At 65.0% G+C, this 19,652-nt stretch carries 18 protein-coding genes; 12 read left to right on the forward strand and 6 right to left on the reverse strand.

The window, feature by feature from the left end; genetic code table 11:
* A partial coding sequence (locus U1E69_RS09185; protein WP_322244084.1) for a L,D-transpeptidase occupies window positions 1-439 on the forward strand: 439 nt, incomplete at its 5' end.
* Here U1E69_RS09185 and U1E69_RS09190 read toward each other — a convergent pair.
* On the reverse strand, window positions 426-767 hold the full coding sequence (locus U1E69_RS09190) for a cupin domain-containing protein (RefSeq protein WP_322244085.1): 342 nt from the start codon (window positions 765-767) through the stop codon (window positions 426-428). The genes U1E69_RS09185 and U1E69_RS09190 overlap by 14 nt on opposite strands.
* A gap of 170 nt (window positions 768-937) precedes the next feature.
* On the opposite strand from U1E69_RS09190, the gene panB reads away from it, so the two are divergent.
* From panB to U1E69_RS09245, 11 genes are all read left to right on the forward strand, one after another.
* Window positions 938-1,768 carry a 3-methyl-2-oxobutanoate hydroxymethyltransferase gene (panB, locus tag U1E69_RS09195; protein WP_322244086.1) on the forward strand — a complete coding sequence of 277 codons (831 nt, stop codon included), beginning with the start codon at window positions 938-940 and terminating at the stop codon, window positions 1,766-1,768.
* Window positions 1,765-2,604 (forward strand): pantoate--beta-alanine ligase, encoded by an 840-nt coding sequence (gene panC, locus U1E69_RS09200; protein WP_322244087.1) that lies wholly within the window; start codon window positions 1,765-1,767, stop codon window positions 2,602-2,604. The genes panB and panC overlap by 4 nt, the downstream gene beginning before the upstream one ends.
* A 194-nt stretch (window positions 2,605-2,798) precedes the next feature.
* Window positions 2,799-3,869, forward strand: a complete 1,071-nt coding sequence (locus U1E69_RS09205; RefSeq protein WP_322244088.1) for a hypothetical protein — start codon at window positions 2,799-2,801, stop codon at window positions 3,867-3,869.
* 294 nt (window positions 3,870-4,163) lie between these two features.
* Window positions 4,164-5,291 carry a hypothetical protein gene (locus tag U1E69_RS09210; protein WP_322244089.1) on the forward strand — a complete coding sequence of 376 codons (1,128 nt, stop codon included), beginning with the start codon at window positions 4,164-4,166 and terminating at the stop codon, window positions 5,289-5,291.
* Window positions 5,292-5,360: 69 nt separating this feature from the next.
* A complete protein-coding gene (locus U1E69_RS09215; RefSeq protein ID WP_322244090.1) occupies window positions 5,361-7,289 on the forward strand; it encodes an AAA family ATPase in 1,929 nt (642 codons plus the stop codon).
* 97 nt (window positions 7,290-7,386) lie between these two features.
* On the forward strand, window positions 7,387-7,770 hold the full coding sequence (locus U1E69_RS09220) for a hypothetical protein (protein WP_322244091.1): 384 nt from the start codon (window positions 7,387-7,389) through the stop codon (window positions 7,768-7,770).
* Window positions 7,767-8,594, forward strand: coding sequence for a hypothetical protein (locus U1E69_RS09225; protein WP_322244092.1), 828 nt, complete (start codon window positions 7,767-7,769; stop codon window positions 8,592-8,594). Before U1E69_RS09220 ends, U1E69_RS09225 begins: the two co-directional genes overlap by 4 nt.
* Window positions 8,591-9,943, forward strand: coding sequence for a DUF6638 family protein (locus U1E69_RS09230; RefSeq protein WP_322244093.1), 1,353 nt, complete (start codon window positions 8,591-8,593; stop codon window positions 9,941-9,943). The genes U1E69_RS09225 and U1E69_RS09230 overlap by 4 nt, the downstream gene beginning before the upstream one ends.
* 1 nt (window position 9,944) lies before the next feature.
* Complete coding sequence (locus tag U1E69_RS09235; protein WP_322244094.1) at window positions 9,945-10,223, forward strand: hypothetical protein; 279 nt, start codon at window positions 9,945-9,947, stop codon at window positions 10,221-10,223.
* Window positions 10,224-10,235: 12 nt separating this feature from the next.
* On the forward strand, window positions 10,236-10,913 hold the full coding sequence (locus U1E69_RS09240) for a DUF1523 family protein (protein WP_322244095.1): 678 nt from the start codon (window positions 10,236-10,238) through the stop codon (window positions 10,911-10,913).
* A 95-nt stretch (window positions 10,914-11,008) separates the two neighbouring features.
* A complete protein-coding gene (locus tag U1E69_RS09245; protein WP_322244096.1) occupies window positions 11,009-11,644 on the forward strand; it encodes a hypothetical protein in 636 nt (211 codons plus the stop codon).
* On the opposite strand, the gene pheT is transcribed toward U1E69_RS09245, so the two are convergent.
* The 5 genes from pheT to U1E69_RS09270 all read right to left on the reverse strand — a co-directional run bounded on the left by pheT (window position 11,641) and on the right by U1E69_RS09270 (window position 19,644).
* A complete protein-coding gene (gene pheT, locus U1E69_RS09250) occupies window positions 11,641-14,058 on the reverse strand; it encodes a phenylalanine--tRNA ligase subunit beta (protein WP_322244097.1) in 2,418 nt (805 codons plus the stop codon). The two genes, U1E69_RS09245 and pheT, sit on opposite strands and share 4 nt — an antisense overlap.
* 57 nt (window positions 14,059-14,115) lie before the next feature.
* Window positions 14,116-14,826, reverse strand: coding sequence for a heparan-alpha-glucosaminide N-acetyltransferase (locus U1E69_RS09255; RefSeq protein ID WP_322244098.1), 711 nt, complete (start codon window positions 14,824-14,826; stop codon window positions 14,116-14,118).
* A gap of 280 nt (window positions 14,827-15,106) precedes the next feature.
* On the reverse strand, window positions 15,107-17,704 hold the full coding sequence (locus tag U1E69_RS09260) for a TIGR02302 family protein (RefSeq protein WP_322244099.1): 2,598 nt from the start codon (window positions 17,702-17,704) through the stop codon (window positions 15,107-15,109).
* A gap of 39 nt (window positions 17,705-17,743) precedes the next feature.
* Window positions 17,744-19,009 carry a diaminopimelate decarboxylase gene (gene lysA / locus U1E69_RS09265; RefSeq protein WP_322244100.1) on the reverse strand — a complete coding sequence of 422 codons (1,266 nt, stop codon included), beginning with the start codon at window positions 19,007-19,009 and terminating at the stop codon, window positions 17,744-17,746.
* A 56-nt stretch (window positions 19,010-19,065) separates the two neighbouring features.
* Complete coding sequence (locus tag U1E69_RS09270) at window positions 19,066-19,644, reverse strand: cation transporter (RefSeq protein ID WP_322244101.1); 579 nt, start codon at window positions 19,642-19,644, stop codon at window positions 19,066-19,068.
* Between the last annotated feature and the right edge of the window lie 8 nt (window positions 19,645-19,652).

A 19,652-nucleotide genomic window follows, 5' to 3' on the forward strand; every position in this document is an offset into this window, starting at 1 on the left:
CTATCTGTACCGCGGCAACCGCGACACGATGTTCCGCATCCACGGTACGGCGGATGCGGCCTCGATCGGCCATGCGACCAGTGCGGGCTGCATCCGTCTGTTCAACCAGGACGCCATCGACCTGTACAACCGCGTGCCGAACGGCTCCCGCGTGAAGGTGCGCAGCGAAGCGGAAAGCCTGGCGCTGGAAGGCCCGCAGATGGTCGATGCCTATGGCCGCCTGGTTCCCGAGACGCCCGAGAACATCGCCCTGAAGGAAAAGGAAGCCGCTGCCATCGCCAAGAAAGAGGCGAAGGACAGGGTCGCTTCCGAAAAGGCCGAGAAGAAGCGTCTGGCCGCCTGCGAGCGTCGCGGCATCGCCGCCGAAGAATGTCCGCGCCCCAATGCCCCGGCCGCAGTCGTAACGGTCGGCACCTCGGACAGCTCTATAGCCGGATGACGTAGTCCTTGAGGGTGGTCTGCACGACCTCCCACGTCCCTTCAAAGCCCGGGCGGATGATCATGCTGTCGCCCGGGTGAAGCTGGGTGACAGTGCCGTCCGCGCCGGTCAGCAGGGAATACCCGGACAGGATGCGGAAATACTCCCACTCGCTGTATTTCACCCGCCACTTGCCGGGCGTGGACTGCCAGAGGCCGCAGTGCAGGCCGTCGCGGTCCTCAAGGTTCCAGGTGCTATGGACCGGGTTACCGGAAATCAGCCGCTCCGGGTCGGGTCCGCCGATCTCTGGTGCCGTGCCGTCGCGGCTCACGCGCTGGATGAGGGTCATGATGATCTCCTTTGACCGCGGCATTCAGGACCGCTGCGCTTAAGCGGTCAACCCCGTGACGCTGCGGTCGGCGGTGCTGCGCTGCGGCGCAATCATGTTGCGGAGCTGGGACGGTTGTGCCCATATGACAGGCAGATTGCGAAAGCGCCCCCACGCTGCGAGGCCCGAAGATGAGCGCCACTTCCCCCGTCCGTCCCGTGCTTCCCCCCGATATCCGCGCCCGCAAGGGCAGCCAGCCCTTGGTGGTGCTGACCGCCTATTCCACCCCCGTTGCACGGCTGGTCGATGCGCACTGCGACATTGCTCTGGTGGGGGACAGCGTGGGCATGGTGATCCACGGGATGCCCTCCACCCTGGGCGTGACGATGGAAATGATGATCCTGCACGGTCGCGCCGTGGTCCGCGGCTGTCAAAAGGCCATGCCGGTGATCGACATGCCTTTCGGCAGCTACGAGGAAAGCCCCCAGCAGGCCTTCCGCAACGCCAGCCGCCTGATGGCCGAAACCGGCGCCCCGGCGGTCAAGCTGGAAGGCGGGCAGCATATGGCCGAGACGATTGCCTTCCTCACCCAGCGCGGCGTCCCCGTGATGGCGCATATCGGCCTGACCCCGCAGTCGGTGAACACTCTGGGCGGCTACAAGGTCGTGGGCCGCGCCGACGAGGCCGACAAGGTCATGGCCGACGCCCGCGCGATCGAAGCCGCAGGCGCTTTCTCGGTCGTGCTGGAAAAGGTGCCGGAAGGGCTGTCCGGTCGCATCACCAAGGTGCTGGCGATCCCGACCATCGGCATCGGCGCGGGCGTCGATTGCGACGGGCAGGTGCTTGTGGTCGATGACATGCTCGGCCTTTTCACCGACTTCCGCCCCAAGTTCGTCAAGCGCTATGCCGAACTTGGCAAGACCGCCGACGAAGCCATCGCCACCTATGCCGCAGAAGTCCGCGCCCGCAGCTTCCCGGCTGCCGAACATTCCTTTCCCGATGTCGTACCGGTGAAAAAATGACCCCCATCATCCGGACCTTGTCCGACCTGCGCGCCCTGGCGCGCGGCTGGAAGGCGCAAGGCGAAACCGTGGGCGTGGTGCCGACGATGGGTGCCCTCCATGAGGGCCACCTGTCGCTGGCCCACCGGGCGCGGGCCGAATGCGACCGGGTCATCACCACGATCTTCGTGAACCCCAAGCAGTTCAACAATCCCGACGATCTGAAGAAATACCCCCGCAGCGAGGAAGCCGACGCCGCCCTGCTAGCCACGGTCCCCGTGGACGCGATCTTCGCCCCCCCGGTCGAAGAGGTTTACCCCGACGGCTTCATCACCAACGTCACGATGCAAGGGGTCGCCCAGCCCCTGGAGGGCTACATGCGCCCCGGCCATTTTGACGGCGTGGCGACCGTAGTGACCAAGCTTTTCGGCATGACGCTGGCCGACAACGGCTACTTCGGCCAGAAGGACTGGCAGCAGTTGCAGGTCGTCCTGCGCCTTGTGCGCGACCTGAACCTGCCCGTGCAGGTCGTCGGCTGCGAGACGATCCGTGAGGGCGACGGCCTTGCGATGTCCTCACGCAATGTCCGCCTGACCCCCGAAGGCCGCGCCAAGGCCCCCATCCTTTACGCCGCGATCACCCGCGCCGCACAGGACATTCGCGTCGGTCACGCCGACCGCATGGCGATCCGTGAAGCCGCCGAGACGATGCGCGAAGCCGGCTTCGAGCGGGTGGAATACATCGAACTCCGCGATGCCGAAACGCTGATGCCCTCGGATGACCCGCGCCGCCCGCGCCGGATGCTGGCCGCAGCCTGGGTCGATGGCGTCCGCCTGATCGACAACATCCCGGTCTGACGCTTTCATACTGGTGCAAATATCCCCGCCGGAGGCATCCTGCCGGTCGGCCCGGGACCACCATTCCGCACTTGGCGGGGGCCACAAGTTGCGGCAAGACTTGGGCCGTTGGCTGTCCGAAAAACCGGCGCCGGAATGATGTAATTCTCTGTTACATCACTATGTGATGCAAACGAAGTTCAACGGAGGGTCGGATGGCCGATTTCGAAACGCAGATCAAGGAAAGCCAGGCTCAGGTCGCCCAGGCTCAGGCGAAGATTTCCGCCATCACCAGCCGGATCGAGCAGGCGCGAACCAAGCTTGACCAGGGCGTGCAGCTGGACGTGGAAAACGCCACGCTGGAAGACGTCAGCAAACACACCGACCTGATGAACGCGAACATCGCCGAGCTCATCATGGGCCTCGACGACGTGACCGCAGGCTTTTCGGCCGAGTTCGCCGAGATGCGCTCGAAAACCGGGATGGAGACCTTCATCGGCATCTTCTCGTCCGCCAAGGCAGAATCGATGCGCCAGGAACGGATGCGTGCGGCCACCATCGACGACAAGCTGCAGGACCTGATCGCGAAATCGGACGTCATCGTGAAGCTGCTCCAGGGCCAGCTTGACCTGCTGAACGTGCAGAAAACGCGGGTAGAGGGGAACCTCGCCTCGACCCTGACCGAGCGCGAAGAAACCGTGGGCGCGCTGGAGGCGGTGCGGAAGGAAGTCGCCAGCCTCGACCCACGGATCATCGAGCTGGAGAACAAGATTGCCGTGGAGCAGGACGCGGCCGCGCGGACCAAGCTGGAGACGGAACTGGCGAACCTGAACGCGCAATACAACGCGCTGGTGCAGGACGAGCAGGTGAAGCTGGCGAAAAGCCAGACGCTGGAGCGCTATATCGAGAAGGGCAAGACCTGGGTCGACAGCCTGCAGAACCAGGCGGCGACGCAACTGGTGCTGATCAACAAGCTGCAGACGGATACGAAGCAGCGGGTGGTGCTGTATGACGCGCTGACGTCGTCGTTGAAGACCGCCCAGCAACAGGACGTGGCGCATCGGATCAACGAGATTGGCGTCAAGACCGACCAGGAAGCCCAGACCGCGATGGCGGCGATTGGGGCGGCGACCAACGACAAGATGGCCGACATGCTGGAAGCGCATGAGGGGCATATGGTGTTTGCAAGGGCGATCCTGGAGCAGAAGGCGAAGGCGGATGAGCGGTTCGCCCGGCGGTTCGCGGCGATTGTCGAGAAGCACGACAAGAACGCGTATGGGGAATGAGGTTCAGGGACCAGATCGTCTGGACGGCCTCAATCGGCGGCGGATCGTTCTTCCTGGGAATATTCCTGTGGCTCGGTTCGCAAGCTGCTGGTGTTGACGCTGACAGTTGGGCAATCACAGTTTCATGGGTTTTGGTCGTCTTGGGCGCTTATCTGCTTCTCGGGGCAGTCTTCAGAGCTGCCAACAAGCACCAGCAACGGAAAAGTCAGAGGGCTGGGAGGGTGCATCCCACGGCAACTTTGGGTCCAGTCAACCGATGGTACTTTTGGGTAGACCGGAACGGCAAGGATCGCGATGCCTGACCCCACCGTCAAAGACGTCCTCACTTCGGACCATCACGAGCTGTACGACACGCTCATCGCCCGGCGCTACTTTGCCAAGTTCGACCGGATCACCGGGCATCTGGGCCGGGTGGCGGCGGAGGTGGAGGCGGAGGGGCGGCTGACGCGGACCGAGGCTCGGCTGCTGGGGAAGTATCTGACGGCGGTGGCGGCGACGTTCCGGGCGCTGAACCACAAGTACCTGATGACGGGGCGGGGGGAGACGGCTCCGCGCCTGACCATCGACCGGCATGAGAGCGGGTTTCCGGTGGCGCAAGAGCTGATGACGATGGCCGTGGATGCCCAGCAGGCGGAGAAGCATCTGGCGGGGATGCCCTCGGAGGCCGAGCTGAAGGACCGGATGGTGCGGCAGATCGTGGGGGAACAGACGATCCCCACGGCGCTGCAGTTCGCTTTGTCGCAGCGGTACTACTATGAGGCGCTGGCGGCGGGGGGCATGTTCTGGGCGCGGAACGATCCGGATGCGCAGTGGATCGAGGATCTGGGCGACCGGCGGCATTTCCTGGTGCATTGGGCGGTCTGGGACACTCAGGTCAACCTGCCGGTGGTGTACCTTCTGGACCTTGAGGATGCCGGCAAGCGCCCGATCCTGAACGACGCGTACCGCTGGCCGCAAGCGCAGGCGGCGCTGATGGCGCAGTCGGTGGGGGGGTTGAAACTCCTGACCATTGCCACGGGCTTCGACAAGGATTTCCCCGACCTGCACCCCACACGCCTGCGGCGGATCATCCTGGGGCCGATGTATTCCGCGAGCTTCACGTTGCAGTCGGGGCCGATCTCCAAGGTGCTGGAGGGCGCGAAGGCGCCTGAAGGCGAGGATTGGGCTTTGGTCTGGACGGTTGAGGATCTGGTCAGCGACCGCGAGGAAGAGGTGAAGGACGGGTGGTTCTCATCGGTCCAGCGGCAGGTCTACAAGCTGGACCCGGTGGCGGGGGCAGAGCTGGGGTGCACGCGGCAGGACCGGATGATCATCCTGCCAGAAAAGCCCTATCAGGTGCTGGTGGAGCAGAACCCCAAGGGCTTGCAGGGGCTGCGGAAGTTCGTCGTGGGGGCCGGGGGGCGGTTGATTCCGACGTTGTGACTTGGGGATGCGTCCGGGGCGCTGCCCCGGGCCCCGGGATATTTGCGCCAGTATGAAAGGGATTTGCCGATGAACACGCGCGACACGATGGAGCTGAAGGAAGAGACGATCCGGGCGCAGTATGAAGCGGCGCTGGGGATGGTCTTTGGCTTTGATCATGCGCCGCGGTTGGCGAAGCCTTTGGTGGCGGCGGCGCAAGTGGAGCGGTCCCCCGGTGTGGGGACGCGGCCGACGTTTCGATCCACGGTGCCGGGGATGGCGACCAGGTCGACGGCCAGGCCCGGCGGTGTACGGCTGGCGGAGCGGATCGAGGGGCTGGGGGATGGGCTGGTTTCTCCCGTGCAGGCGGCTTGTCTGAACGCTTTGCGGCGGTCGCTGGCGATTGCGTTGGCGATGGGGGAGACGTTCTCGGCTCAGTCGGGGCTGGCGGAGTTGAAGCGGGCGAACCTTGAGGGGCGGGTGCCGGAGCCGCGTCGCGCTGAGTTCGGGGAGCTTTTGGCGGGGGAGGCGCTGGTGGTGCTGTTCACCTTCGGCAATGCGCTGGCCTATCTGATCGCGCCGCATGTGGGGTCCTCGACCGTCGAGCTGGGAGAGGTGGAGGAGGTGCTGACGGATAATGCTCCGCTGGCGCTGCAGGGGGCCTTGTGGGAGCTGGATCAGGACGTCGGCGCGCTGGCGACGGATGATGTGCGTCTGGTGGCGGTGGTGTCTGCCTTTGCCGAGGCCTTGATGAAGAAGGTGCAGATCCGGGCGGAGAATGGCGCGCGGACGTCGGTGTTTACCGCCGGGTCGTGGAAGGTGGAGGCGGATGGGCTGGTGCTTTCGGGGTTCAAGCCCGCGAAGGCGGCGAAGGGTGGCATGATCGCCATGGCCTTCAAGAAGCCGCATGAGGTGGTGGGCAACCACATCGCCAAGTACCAAAGCCTGCGGCTGGCGAAGATGCTGATGGCCTATGATTTCGAACGGCGCCTGAACCCGTTTGCGGAACTGGGCGGGTTCATCTTCACCTTCATGGGGGACGGCAAGCCGGGGACGGGGAAGACCACGCTGATCCAGATGATGGCGGGACTTCTGAACGATTACTGCAAGGTGGCGGGGTATCCCTTCCGCTATCAGAACTTCTCGATCGACCAGATCGACAGCTATCAGGGCAAGTCGGGGCAGAACGCGAAGGCGTTCATCGACGCGGTGCTGGACCCTTCTGTGATCGGGTTCGGGACCATCGACGACATCGACCAGGTGGCGGGCAAGCGGGGGGACCGGCAGTCCAGTGCGGGCCAGCAGGAGGTGACGGCGGTCTTCATGCAGGCCTTTGCGGGGGCGGGGACGGTGGTGCGGGGGAACTGCACCTTCGGGATGTTCTCGAACTACCCGGAGAATGTGGACGACGCTTTGCGCCAGCGGGCTGGGGCGCGGTTTCTGGTGGATGGGCCGCAGTCGAAGGAGGATTACATTGATATCCTCTCGCTGCTTCTGGGGAAGAACCATGCGATCCCGGTGGGGGAGCATGAGTTGTTTGCGGCGCAGGAGATCAAGAAGGCCGTCGCTGCAAGCTTCGAGGGGCATTCGAAGCCGCATGAGGAGGGGTTGCTGAAGGTCTGGGACCGGGTGTCGGGCGAGATCGGCAAGCTGGATACCCTCGCCAAGATGGGGGCCTACCTGAAGGCGATCCAGCAGGCGGATGAGCGGTTCACGGGGCGGGCGATCAAGAACATCACCGATGCGGTGAAGGTCCGGGCGATGGACTTTGAACTGCCGGATGAGTGGATGGCGGAGCCGGACCTGTTCCTCTTCAAGCCCTATGACGAGAAGCTGGCGATGATCCGGGGGCTGATGACGCCGATCTCGGTCGAGATGGTGATCCAGGAGATCAACCGCTATGCGGATTCGGAGTTCCGCTATGCCGACAAGTCGGACGAGGTGGCCATCGAGGCGATGGTGCGGGACTTTGGCCGGACGGAAGAGGCGAAGCGGCGGTATCTGGAGGGGAAGGGGTGATGGGACAAGCGGGCGCCACCCCGGGCTTGACCCGGGGTCTCGACTTGAGGGAGGCCCCGGATCAGGTCCGGGGCGGGAGAGCCGTGGAGCAAGCCGCATGACCAACGCGCTGACCGTGACGCTGTGGAACTCCATCCTGCCGCTGGCGGGGTTGTGCGCGCTGGTGGCTTGGCTGCCGGGGGGACTGGTGGGGCAGGGGAACCTGTCCCAGGCGCGGCTGGCGCGGGCGGTGGGGGTGACGGCTTTGGTGGCGCTGATCGTGGGGGCCGTGCTGGCGGCCGGGCTGTATGCAGCGATCAACGAGGGGGTCTGGGCGGGGGTCCTGGCGGCTCCGCTGGAGCGGGCGGGGTTCTTCCTGGGGCGGTCGGCGCTGTTCGCGCTGCTGTGGGGGCCGGTGCTGGGGTACGTCTGGCTGGTGAAGGCGCAGGAGCTGAACCGGCGGTTGGGGATGCAGATGGTGGATGAGGGGGGTAAGGGGTGAGTGGGGTTCGCAATGACCAGCGAGTTGCGCTGCCCATCAAGGTTGGACTTCTCCTCACCTTTCTTCTGCTATTGTTCATCTCCTACCTGGCGGCAATTGACCGCTGTGTTCTGCTTGCGAGCGGTGCAATGGAGTGTCGCCGAAATGTAGAGTGGTTTTTGGACTCATCACCAAATGAAATTGGGGATACCATTGCAGGAATTTTTGCCACGCTAGCCTTTGTTTGGATCGTGGTTACGGTTTTCTTGCAGAGTGCGGAGCTCGCTGAACAGAGGGACGAGCTATCACTCACCCGAGAAGAATTACGACTTGCGAGAGAGGCGCAAGAGAAACAACTTGAAGTCATGGAAGTTCAAGCCCGAATATTTGAGGATGAGAAACGGCAGCGGCATGAAAACAGGGCTAAGGAGCAGCTCGATCTGGTACTGCCTTGGCTGGCACCCAGACTTGCCGAATACTCAAATTACGCCACATTGACATTTAAGGATGGCGAATCTAGCGCAAGGGCCCGCCCTGTGTTCTCCTACGGAAACTGGATCCCAAAAAACTGCGGTGCCGACGACTTGATGAATATCTGCTCAGAATTCGAAAGGTTCGCCAGAAGGTTGCCGCTAGAGTTTTCTGATACCTCTGCCGAAGAGAGAGCGGTCTTCCATTCGCTTTCAGCGCAGATAAAGCTGGACATAGCAGCTGCAACTAAGCTTCGCGATCAGCTTAGCGAAGCAGAGAAGTTCCGGCTCAGAAATACTGGGCTCGATATAGCGATGGAGGCTATCTTGGCTGTAGAGGGTCGCATTGATGCTTGGGAAAGCGCCTCCCCATGAAACGCCTCATCCAACGCGGTCTCATGTTCGGGAACCTGATCGAGGTCTCCTCGCCTGCCCTTGTCGAGCGCTACAACCGGGCGCTCAAGCATCTGACGGGGAAGGTCACGAAGCTCGACGATTTCCACATCGACCTCTCCGGCTATTCGCCCGAGATCGGGGATGAGCTGGACGACGACCTCTACCTCAACCCCAACGGGGCGAACCGGCAGTTCATCTTGCTGACCACGGCGCAGAAGGATGCGCCTTTGCTCAACATCAAGTTCTCGACCAGCCGGGGGATCCTGACGCAGTTCATCGAGAAGAACGAGGCGCAGTTGTTTGCGCTGACCGCGCGGGATGCGGTGGCGGGGGAGTTGCAGAACTCGGTCTACGCCTTCGACACGCCGGCCAAGCTGTTCGACATAAGGCAGGTGACGGTCGAGGCGGATACGATTGGCGGGCATGTGGCGGATGCGGGGAAGCTGGCGAAGCTGATCGAACGGTTCCGGCAGGAGCCGGACGGCTGGCGCGATGATGTGCTGGTGGCGGAGATGATCGGGCTGGCGAAGAAGACGGGCGACGTGACGCGGGTGCCGATCAGCCTTCCGGCGATGACGTTCCAGCAGTCGAACTTCTGGACCAGCCATTTCGGCGGGGTCTACATCTTTCAGGGCGTGCGCTATCCAGCGGCGATTTCGACGCTGGATTGGCAAAGCCTGGGCGAGGTGCCCATCGCGCAGGTGATGGACCTGGACCACCGCAACCAGATCGCCGACTGGCTGGAGCGGAATGGGCTGACCGAGCCCATCGTGCAGGCGCGGGGCACCGACGCGGCGGCGATCCTGCGGCAGAAGATGGATTTCATCCTGGTGGACGCGGCGGACCGGCTGGGGATCGAGGTCGGGGACGCCAGGCGGACCGAGTTGCGGAAGGTGGCCTACAAGCTGGGCTCCGCCCTGCCGGAGGAGTTCCTTGGGCTGGCGGCGCTGCTGCGGTGGGTGGAGGCAGGGGGACCCTGGCCGAAGATCACCTCGGAACATCCGGCGTATTTCTACACCCTGCGGGGCAAGGGGCCAGAGCGGGACCTGGTGAACATGCTGTTGTCCGAGCTGTCGCCGATGGACGTGCGGCAGATGTTCATCGTCCACAAGGAACTATTCTACGCGCAATACGCGGGCTGGAGCGAGCGCAAGAAGACCTATGTGGCCGATTTCCTGGCGCGGGAGTATCAGGTGGACCGCGAAGGCGCGCGGACGGCCCTGTTCGGGGCCGAACCCAGCATGGACGAATTGCACCGCCCGCAGATGGCCGAGGGGCCAAAGCCGGTTCGGCCTCCGGTCGTCGGGCCTTGGGGGGGGAGACGTTAACATGGGTTGGCTGCGGCTTGCGTTCTTCATGTATGTGGCCCTGACGATCATCTACTTCGTCACCGGCATCTACTCGCGTTCCGTCCGGCGCGAGAAGCTGGAGAAGGAGTGGGACACCGACCCCGCACGTGAGGGTGTGCCCGCGGATGAGCGACAGGCCTTCATCGAGGCCGGGATGGTTCATTACGACAAGGGGCTGAAAAAGCGGCTATTGTGGCTTATCTATATCCTTCCGACCATCGGATTTCTGGTCACGATCTACTTCGTCAACTGGCACTAAAAGGACAAACCCATGTATACCAAGATCAAATGGGGTATCCGTATCCTGCTGGTGCTGATCGTAGGGCTTTTCCTGCACTACACCCTGCCACAGCGCGACATCGTGCGGATCGTCGATACCGGGAACCGGATCACCCAGATCGGGGCCAACTGGATCTTCTATTCGATCGAGGACACCGGCACCGGGGCCGAAACCAACACCACGCGAGACATCCGCTTCATCGACGCGGTCTATCCTGATGGCACGTCCGTGATGGTCTACCGGAATGAGGATACCGGCTGGTTCTGGCCACCCTATTTCAAGTGGGATTCCAGCACCTTGCAGGCCGAGGCGACCAACCTGCGCTCGACCGCCGCTGCTCCGCAGTGGGTGGCCGTCACCCACTATGGCTGGCGGATTCCGCTGGTCTCGGCCTTCCCCAACGCGGTGTCGATCCACCCGGTCGAGGGGCCGGACGTCACGCTGATCCCCTGGGTCAACATCATCCTGCTGGCGTTCCTGGCATTCGCGATCCTGATGATCCGCAAGATGTGGCTGCAGTTCCGCGAACGGATGGTGGACCCGGCCTTGGCCGATGCGGGCGAGGCCTGGGATTCGGTCGAGAACCGGGCCGAAAACGCCCGGAAAGAAGCGCGCGGCTTTTTCGGGCGGATCGGGGCCTGGCTGGGGACGTGGCGGGCGAAGAAGTAACCCGCTCGTCGTCGCACTTCGTGCGCTCCTCGCTGGCGGTGAAGCCCGCGAAGAGCGTCGAAGACACGCGATGAGCGTTTCAGGAGACAGGCCGCATGAAGCACCTGAAATCTGTCGCGGCACTGGACGACTTTGGCCGCGTCCGTCTCTCCAAGTCCTTTTACATGCGCGATTTCCTGTACAGCGAGATCGCCAATCTGCACGGCATCCCGAACATTCCCGACGACCCCGAGCTTGCCATCGCCGCGGGCACACGCCTGTGCACCGATCTTCTGGAGCCGCTGCAACAGGTCTTCGGACGCATCGCCATCCGGTCGGCCTATAGAAGCCCGGCCGTCAACGGATTTGGCAGCGAACAGCAGAAGGTGGGGAAAGCCGGGTATTCCTGCGCTTCGAATGAAGCCAACCATGCCGGCCACATCTGGGACCGCCGCGACGCCGACGGCTGCATGGGGGCGACGGCCTGCATCGTGATCCCGTCTTTCGCCGACCGCTACGAGGCCGGCGCCGACTGGCGCGAGATGGCCTGGTGGATCCACGACCATTTGCCCTACTCGGCCATGTATTTCTTCCCCAAGCGCGCCGCCTTCAACCTGACCTGGCATGAACAGCCGAAACGGGTGATCAGCAGCTACATCGCTCCCAAGGGCTGCCTGACCAAGCAGGGCATGGCCAACCATTCCGGTAGCCATGCCGAGTGGTATGCGGGGCTGGTCGCTTCGCTGGGCTAGGCCCGCAGGCTGCCGCCCGTTGCCTTGGTGACCTTCTCGATGATCTTGGCGGAGACCGCTTCGATCTCGGCTTCGGTCAGGGTCGCGGTCGTCGGCTGCAGGCGGACGGTCAGGGCGATGGACTTCTTGCCCGCGCCCATCTGTGCCTCGGCCTTGTCGCCAGCGAACTGGTCAAAGACGCGGACGCTTTCGATCAGCGCCTTGTCAGCGCCTTGCGCCGCGTTGACGGCGGTTAGCGCCTCGACCTTGGTATCCACGACAAAGGCGAAGTCGCGGTCCACAGCCTGCAGGTCACTGATCGCCAGCGCGGGGCGGGTCGGGGTTTTCACCTTGGGCGCGGGGACGTTGGCGATCAGGATGGTGAAGGCGACGGCGGGGCCTTTGACGTCCATCGCCTGCAGGACGCGCGGGTGGACCTCGCCGAAGGTTGCCAGCGTGTTCGGTCCAAGCCCGATCACGCCAGAGCGTCCCGGGTGCCACCAGTCGGCGGTTTTGCGGGTGATCTGGACGCGTGACGGTGCACCAAGAGCGGACAGCACCGCCTCGGCATCGGCCTTGGCGTCGAAGACGTCGACCATGCGGCGGCTGCCGTGGGGGTCGCGTTGCGCGGCGGCTCCGACCAGAAGGCCTGCGGCTTGCAGGTGCTGGTCGCCGGGTTCACCGCCGCTGAACGCAGGGCCGACCTCGAACAGGCTCAGGTCCATGAAGCCACGCGCCTGGTTGCGGGCGGCGGCGGACAAAAGACCCGGGAGGAGGTCGGGGCGGAGGTGCGTCATCTCGGAGGAGATGGGGTTTTCGACGCGGACGGCCTCGGTCCCGCCACCGAAGAGGGCGGCGGATTTGGCGTCGATGAAGCTGTAGGTGACGGCCTCGTTGTAGCCCAAGGCCGCGATGGTGCGGCGGGCGGTGCGTTCGCGGACTTGCAGCGGGGTCAGGATCGGGCGTGGCACGCCGGGAAGTTGCCGGGCCATCGGTGCGCCCTGCAGTTTCGTCAGGCTGGCGATGCGGGCGACTTCTTCGATCAGGTCAGCGTCGCCGAGGATGTCGGGGCGCCAGGTCGGGGGAGTCACTGCGTTGCCGTTGAGGGTGAAGCCCAAAGCCTCCAGCGTCGCGCGTTGGGTGGGTTCGGGGATGTCCATGCCGACGAGGCTGATCACGCGGGCGGGGTTCAGCTGGTAAGTGCGGGTGGGGTCGATGGGGGTGCCGTCTTGGACCACGGTCCCCGCCTCACCGCCGCAGAGGTCCAGGATCATCTGGGTCGCCAGTTCCAGGCCCGGCAGGGTGAAGGCCGGGTCGACGCCGCGTTCAAAGCGGTAGCGGGCGTCAGAGTTGATCTTCAGCGCGCGCCCTGTGGCGGCGATGGTGATCGGGTCCCAGTAGGCAGATTCAAGGAAGACATCGGTGGTGTCCGGGGTGCAGCCGGAAGCCTCGCCACCCATGATCCCGGCAAGGGATTCCGGGCCGTGGTCGTCGGCGATGACCATCTGCCCGGGGGTCAGCGTGTAGGTCTTGCCGTCGAGCGCCAACAGCGTCTCGCCGTCCTTCGCGGGGCGGATGTGGAGGTTGCCCTTCACCTTGGCGGCGTCGAAGACGTGGAGCGGACGGTTCAGGCCGAAGGTGAAGTAGTTGGTGATGTCCACCAACGCCGAGATGGGCCGCAACCCGATGGCCTTCAGCCGCGCCTGCATCCAGTCGGGCGAGGGACCGTTCTTGACGCCACGGATCAGGCGGCCGGCGAAGTGGGGGCAGCCTTTGGTTTTCAGGTCGGAGGCGATGTGGATGCCGATGGGGGTGGGGAAGCTGCCAGGGACCGGGGTGGCGGTGACAGGCTTCAGCTTGCCCATGCCACGCGCGGCGAGGTCGCGGGCGATGCCGTGGATGCCAAGCGCGTCGGGGCGGTTGGGGGTGACCTTGATCTCGATGACCGGGTCGTTGAGGCCGCGATAGTCGATGTAGCGCACGCCGAGGGGGGCGTCCGAAGGCAGTTCAATGATGCCGTCGTGGTTGTCCGACAGCATCAGCTCGCGTTCGGAGCAGAGCATGCCGTTCGAGTCGACGCCCCGGATGTTGCCGGGTTTCAGGTCGACGCCGGTGCCCGGGACATGCGTTCCGGGGGGCGCGAAGACGCCGACGAGGCCGGTCTTGGCATTGGGCGCGCCGCAGACGACCTGGATTTCTTCGCTGCGGCCACCGGGGCCTTCCGGGAAGGTTTCCACCCGGCAGACGCGGAGGCGGTCGGCGTTGGGGTGCTGGACAGCCTCGATCACCCGGCAGATGCGGAAGGCGCCCAGCTGGGCGGTGGGGTCCTCGATGCCTTCGACTTCCAGGCCAAGGTCGGTCAGCGCCTCGGCCAGCGCGTCGACAGTGGCGTCGGTGTCGAGGTGATCTTTCAGCCAGGACAGGGTGAACTTCATCGGGAGGCCTCCAAACGTCGCGCCCGGATTAGCGGAAAGCGGGGGGAAGGGGAAGCGTCAGGACGTGGCCCAGAGGTAGAGGTTGAAGAGGCCGATCAGGATCGGCTGGTGGATCAGGTAGATGATAAGGGAATGGCGGCCGGGGAAGGTAAGACGGTGCACCGCGCGCGAGGGGGCGCGGCCGGGCCAAAGGTCGATGCGAAGGGCCTTGGCGATGGCGATCCCGGCCAGGGCGGGGGCGGCCCAGGGGACAAGGGGGACATAGTCGCCCATCATCGGGCGGCTTTCGGCAAGGCCGGTCCAGACCAGCCAGAGCGGGTCGAAGGCCGGGAAGCGCGGCCCCCAGGCAGCGGCGAAGATCACGGCAGCGACGGCCAGGGTAACGGGCCAGGGCAGGCGCAGGGCGATCAGGCCAAGAAGGCTGGCCGCAGCGATGGCGTGCAGGATGCCGAACCAGATCGGGCCGCCGGGCACCAGCCAGATGCTGGCAAGCGTCACAAGCGCGGCCGCGGCGGCGAGTTTGGCGAAACGGCTCCAGAAGGCGGGCCAGCGGATGCCCTGGCCGTGGGCCAGCCAGAGGCTGACGCCGGAGAGGAACAGGAAGCTGCCCGCGATCAGCCTGGCGAAGTAGTACCAGAAGGGCTGGCTCATCGTGCCGGGGTCGATGAAACCGAAAAGGGCAAGGTCGAAGGTGAAGTGGAAGATCACCATGCAGACCAGGGCCACAGTCCGGGCAAGGTCGAGCGGAATAAGGCGGTTGCCAGTCATGTCCGGAAGAGTGGCGTGGTTTGGCGGGGGCTGCAAGCGGGGCGCAGTGTGGCTCTCGGAATGACCATCGGCTCAATGGGTTGATTGCGGCGTTCCGGTCGAGCGCCCCCCGGTGGGCCGTCGGGCGGCGCACCGGGTAGGGGCGGTTTTCAAGCGGAGCGCTGACGCGCAAGACTTTTGTCTCGCCCTTGCGCGTGAAGAACGCGCAAGGGCTCGGCCGGTGCCTCCGGCGGGGATATTTGGTTCCAGGTGAAAGGGTTAGAGGTTTGCTCAGCGCCTGCTAGAACATCTGCAACAGGCGCTTGAGGTAATCCAGTTCCTCCAGCGGGCGCGTCATCTCGCCCGAGCGGCGACGGATTTCGTCCAGGAGTTCCTGCGCGCGTTCGTCCGGGGTGTTCTGCACCATGTTTTCGTCGGACCCGATGCGGGCGGTTTCCCCCGGGCGGCGGCCCAGCGGGTCGGTGCCCTGCGGGTCGGCGGAACCCATGTCACGCTCGCCGCCCTGGCCGTCGCGGTTCTGGCGCTGTTCATCGGCCAAAGCCTCGCCGAAGTCGCGCATCCCGTCACGGAGCGCTTCCATCGCTTCGGCCTGGCGGTCAAGCGCGCCGTCAAGGTCGCCACCGCGCAACGCATCCTCGGCCTCTTCCATCGCGCGGCCCGCGCGGTCGAGGTTCTGGCGGCCCTCTTCGCCCTGTTCGGTGCCGTCGCCGGGCAGCTGACCCTGCTGGAGTTCGTTCAGCCGTTCCCGCAGCTCACGCTGACGGTCGGTGAGGGACCCACCTTGGCCTTCACCCTGCTGCTGGTTGTCGGCCTGGTCGCTGCCCTGGCCGTCCTGTTCGCCCGGCTGTTGGCCTTGTCCCTGCTCTTGTCCCTGCTCTTGACCCTGGCCCGGCTGTTCGCCGTCGCGCGGGACGCCCTGCAGGTCGCGGAAGGCATCGTCGGACAGTTGCTGCTGGTCGCGCAACGTGTCACCCAGATCGCCCATCGGGCCGTCCTGACCCTGGCCCTGGCCCTGCCCCTGGCCTTGCACGACCTGCATGTTCTCCATCATCTGACGGAGCTGCTCCATCAGCTCGGCAGCTTCGGCGGTCTTGCCTTCCTCCATCAGCTGCTGAAGGCGGTCCAGCATTTCCTGCAGCTGGTCGCCGGACATCATCTGGCCCTGCATCATCTGCTGCTGTTGCTGGTCGCCGGGATTGCGCTGCGATTCTTCGGCCAGTTCGCGCATGTATTCGTTCAGCGCCTGCTCCATTTCCTTCATCAGCTGGTCGATTTCCTCGGGCGAGGCGCCATTCTCGATCGCTTCCTGCAGCCGGTCCTGGGCGCGTTGCAGCCGGTCCAGTGCAGATTGCAGGTTCCCCTCTTCGACCATCAGCGCGATGGTCCACAGCTTTTCGGCAATGGCGTCGCGGTCTTCGACAGTCAGGCTGGCTTCCTTCGCCTCAAGGTCGCGCATCAGGACCCGCAGGTGCAGGAAGGCGCGGTCGTGGCGGATGAAATCCTCGGGGCGGTTGGTGACGGCCCTGAGGATTTCGCCCGCGCGGGGGGCGTTCACCCGGTTCCACAGGATGTCGCGCCGCATCTCGATCAGGGCGGCGGCCAAGGGGTCGAAGAAGCGCTTGCCGTGCAGCGTGACCTCGTAGGGGGCCGAGGTGCCCTCGTTCCCCGCCGCATCGACAACGGCAAAGACCATCGTCACGGGCAGATTGGCAAAGACGTGCTTCGACAGGTCATCGACCAGCGTCGAGGTCAGGTCCGTCCGCTTGCCCTTGCGCGGCATCGGCAGGTCGAGAGTGACCGGCTCCATCGCCTCGGGGTCGACGGTCAAGCCGTGACGGCGGTCGATCTTGGCCAGGTCCAGGCTGATCGTGACCCGGCCCGCGACGACGCCGTAGTCGTCGGTGGCCTTGAAGTCCTGTTTGAAGCGGCCGTCCGCCTCGCGCACCATGTCGCCGGTGATCTCGACGGTGGGGGCGTTGTCGGGGGTGGCGGTGATCTGCCATTCACGCCCGCCATTGCCTTCGATGGCCAAGTCGCCCGAGCGGGTGATGGTCAGGTCATGCACCCCGGCCATCGCGTTCGGGACAGCGGCGGCGGGGGTGGCCTCGGTCCCCGGTTCCGGCGCGGGGGAAGGCGGGATATCGGCGACGGTCTGGGCGACGGTCAGGTCGCCCTCGGGGCCGTAGAGGCGGATCTGCAGGCGGGTGCCTGTGGGAACCTCCAGCGCGGGATCGGTGATGTCGTTGAGATACAGCGACGGCTTGCCGGTGTAGGCGGGGGGCTGGGCCCAGGCCTCCCAGCTGGGGCCGCCCGGCATGGCGACGGCAGCACCGGGGGTCAGGCCAGCGACGGTTCCGGCCTTCCAGAACGATCCGAACAGTGCGGCCATGACGAAGGCGGTCAGCGCGACGTAGCGCAGCGAGAAACGGTCGCGCGACGACAGGCGCAGGTCGGGCTGCACGGGGCGTGCCCCGGCGGCGCGGGCGGCCATCCGTTCCTGATGGACGCGCCAGACGGCAAGCGAGGCCGCGTCCGCAGTGCCGATGGCCTGCGTATCGCGCAGCGCGGCGATGGGGCGGCCTGGCATGGTGGAGTCCAGCCGGTCCAGCGCGTCCAGTGCGGTGGGCTTGCGGAAATGCTTCACGCCCCAGGCAAGAAGCGCTAGCGCAACAAGGCCGACCACGGCTCCGGCAGCTTGGGCATAGTACAGCGGGCCAAGGTCCTGCAGTCCGAAGGCAAGCGCTGCAAGGGTGACAAGGGCCAGTGACCACAGCGGCCAGAAGGCCCGCGCCAGACGTTCCGCCCAAAGCCCCGCAAGCGTCAGGCGCATCGGCCAGACAAGCGATTTCAGCGGGGGTTGGGTGTCTGGTCCGGTCATGTCACCTGCCTGGGACCGGCCACGCGGAAAAGTCCGGGGTCACAGCCACGACGGAATGGTATCGCGGTTCAGGATTTCGTCAAAGGTTGGTCGCGCCCGGATGACAGCGAAGTGATCCCCGTTGACCAGCACCTCGGGGATCAGCGGCCGGGTGTTGTATTCCGACGCCATCACCGCGCCATAGGCCCCCGCGCTGCGGAAGGCGACGAGGTCCCCTTCTGTGACCAAAGGCAGGTCGCGGCCCTTGGCGAAGGTGTCGCCGGTTTCGCAGACCGGACCGACCACGTCGAACTCTGCCGTGGGGGCCGCGACGGGGGGCTCCGCCACGGGGACGATGTCGTGATGCGCCCCATACATCGAGGGGCGGACAAGGTCGTTCATCGCGGCGTCCAGGATCAGGAAATCGCGGCCCTCGCCGTTCTTCACATAGATGACCTTGGATACCAGGATGCCCGCGTTGCCACTGATCAGGCGGCCGGGTTCGATCTCGATCTCGCAGCCAAGGTCACCGACGGTCCGCTTGATCAACGCGCCGTAGTCGGTGGGCAGAGGGGGGGCCTCGTTCGAGCGCTGGTAGGGAATCCCAAGCCCACCGCCCAGATCAAGCCGAGTGATCGTGTGACCCTCGGACCGCAGACGACGGGTCAGGTCGGCGACCTTGAGGTAAGCCTGCTCGAAGGGTTCAAGCTCGGTCAGCTGCGACCCGATGTGGACGTCGATGCCGATGACCTGCAAACCGGGCAGGGTTGCTGCCTCGGCATAGACTTCGGACGCGCGGGCGATCGGGATGCCGAACTTGTTTTCCTTCTTGCCCGTCGCGATCTTCTCGTGGGTCTTGGCGTCCACGTCCGGGTTGATGCGGACGGTGATCGGGGCGATCACGCCCAAGCTGGTCGCGACCTCGGACAGCGCCCGCATCTCGGGTTCGCTTTCCACGTTGAACTGCCGGATGCCGCCGGTCAGCGCCAGCCGCATCTCGTCCCGCGTCTTGCCGACGCCGGAAAAGACGATGCGGTTACCGGGAACGCCTGCCGCCTTGGCCCGCAGGTATTCGCCGCCCGACACCACATCCATCCCCGCGCCAAGGTTGCCCAGAGTCTTCAGGACGGCGACGTTCAACAGCGATTTGATGGCAAAGCAGACAAGGTGGGGCAGGGGGCTTAGCGCCTCGGTGAACAGGCGGTAGTGCCGGGTCAGGGTGGCGGTGGAATAGACGTAGAACGGCGTGCCGACTTCGCCGGCGATGTCACGGATCGCGACATCCTCGGCGTGCAAAGTGCCGTTCTTGTACTGGAAGTGGTCCATCGTCGCCCCCGGAAGTCCGCTGCCCACATATCAGGCTGTCCATCGCCTGCAAACCCTTAGGTTTTGGCCACTTTCGCCTCGTCATGTGCGGCCTCCCAGACCTCCTTCGCGGCATCCAGGTTCATTGCGGCGATGACCAGACCGACGACGATGTCCGGCCAGATCGAGGGGTGGGCGGCTGTGACCAGACCCGCGCCGATGATGCCGATGTTGGCAAAGGCGTCGTTTCGCGCCGACAGGAAGGCAGCCCGGGTGAGCGAGCCCTGGGTCCGGCGGTGGCGGGCAAGAAGCAGGGCGGCAGTCAGGTTCACCGCCAGTGCGCCCAGTCCGACAAGCGTCAATGCCTCGGCGGTGGGCGGCGTGGGGTGAAGAAGCTTGGCGATCAGCATCCACAGGAACGCCAGCGCAGGGATCAGCAGCAGCGCGGCCAAGAGCTTGCCGACATTGGCCCGGCGGGTGGCAGTCCAGGCCAGGGCGAAGAAGATCAGGATGTTTACCGCGGCGTCTTCCAGGAAATCCGCACTATCCGCCAGCAGCGACACCGATCCCGCGCTTAGGGCTGCAGTGAACTCGACCCCGAAGTAGGCCAGGTTCAGCGCGGCAACGATCAGGACGGTCTGGCGAAGGCTTGCCACCGGACTGC

Origin of the sequence: Tabrizicola sp., from assembly GCF_034366665.1 — a bacterium.
In the GTDB taxonomy this organism is placed as follows: domain Bacteria; phylum Pseudomonadota; class Alphaproteobacteria; order Rhodobacterales; family Rhodobacteraceae; genus Tabrizicola.

Coding starts and splice junctions, on each gene's coding strand:
- U1E69_RS09240 (WP_322244095.1), top strand. CDS start 10,236: ATGTATACCAAGATCAAATGGGGTATCCGTATCCTGCTGGTGCTGATC.
- panC (WP_322244087.1), top strand. CDS start 1,765: ATGACCCCCATCATCCGGACCTTGTCCGACCTGCGCGCCCTGGCGCGC.
- U1E69_RS09245 (WP_322244096.1), top strand. CDS start 11,009: ATGAAGCACCTGAAATCTGTCGCGGCACTGGACGACTTTGGCCGCGTC.
- U1E69_RS09235 (WP_322244094.1), top strand. CDS start 9,945: ATGGGTTGGCTGCGGCTTGCGTTCTTCATGTATGTGGCCCTGACGATC.
- U1E69_RS09220 (WP_322244091.1), top strand. CDS start 7,387: ATGACCAACGCGCTGACCGTGACGCTGTGGAACTCCATCCTGCCGCTG.
- U1E69_RS09215 (WP_322244090.1), top strand. CDS start 5,361: ATGAACACGCGCGACACGATGGAGCTGAAGGAAGAGACGATCCGGGCG.
- U1E69_RS09260 (WP_322244099.1), bottom strand. CDS start 17,704: ATGACCGGACCAGACACCCAACCCCCGCTGAAATCGCTTGTCTGGCCG.
- U1E69_RS09210 (WP_322244089.1), top strand. CDS start 4,164: ATGCCTGACCCCACCGTCAAAGACGTCCTCACTTCGGACCATCACGAG.
- U1E69_RS09255 (WP_322244098.1), bottom strand. CDS start 14,826: ATGACTGGCAACCGCCTTATTCCGCTCGACCTTGCCCGGACTGTGGCC.
- pheT (WP_322244097.1), bottom strand. CDS start 14,058: ATGAAGTTCACCCTGTCCTGGCTGAAAGATCACCTCGACACCGACGCC.
- U1E69_RS09190 (WP_322244085.1), bottom strand. CDS start 767: ATGACCCTCATCCAGCGCGTGAGCCGCGACGGCACGGCACCAGAGATC.
- U1E69_RS09230 (WP_322244093.1), top strand. CDS start 8,591: ATGAAACGCCTCATCCAACGCGGTCTCATGTTCGGGAACCTGATCGAG.
- U1E69_RS09205 (WP_322244088.1), top strand. CDS start 2,799: ATGGCCGATTTCGAAACGCAGATCAAGGAAAGCCAGGCTCAGGTCGCC.
- lysA (WP_322244100.1), bottom strand. CDS start 19,009: ATGGACCACTTCCAGTACAAGAACGGCACTTTGCACGCCGAGGATGTC.
- panB (WP_322244086.1), top strand. CDS start 938: ATGAGCGCCACTTCCCCCGTCCGTCCCGTGCTTCCCCCCGATATCCGC.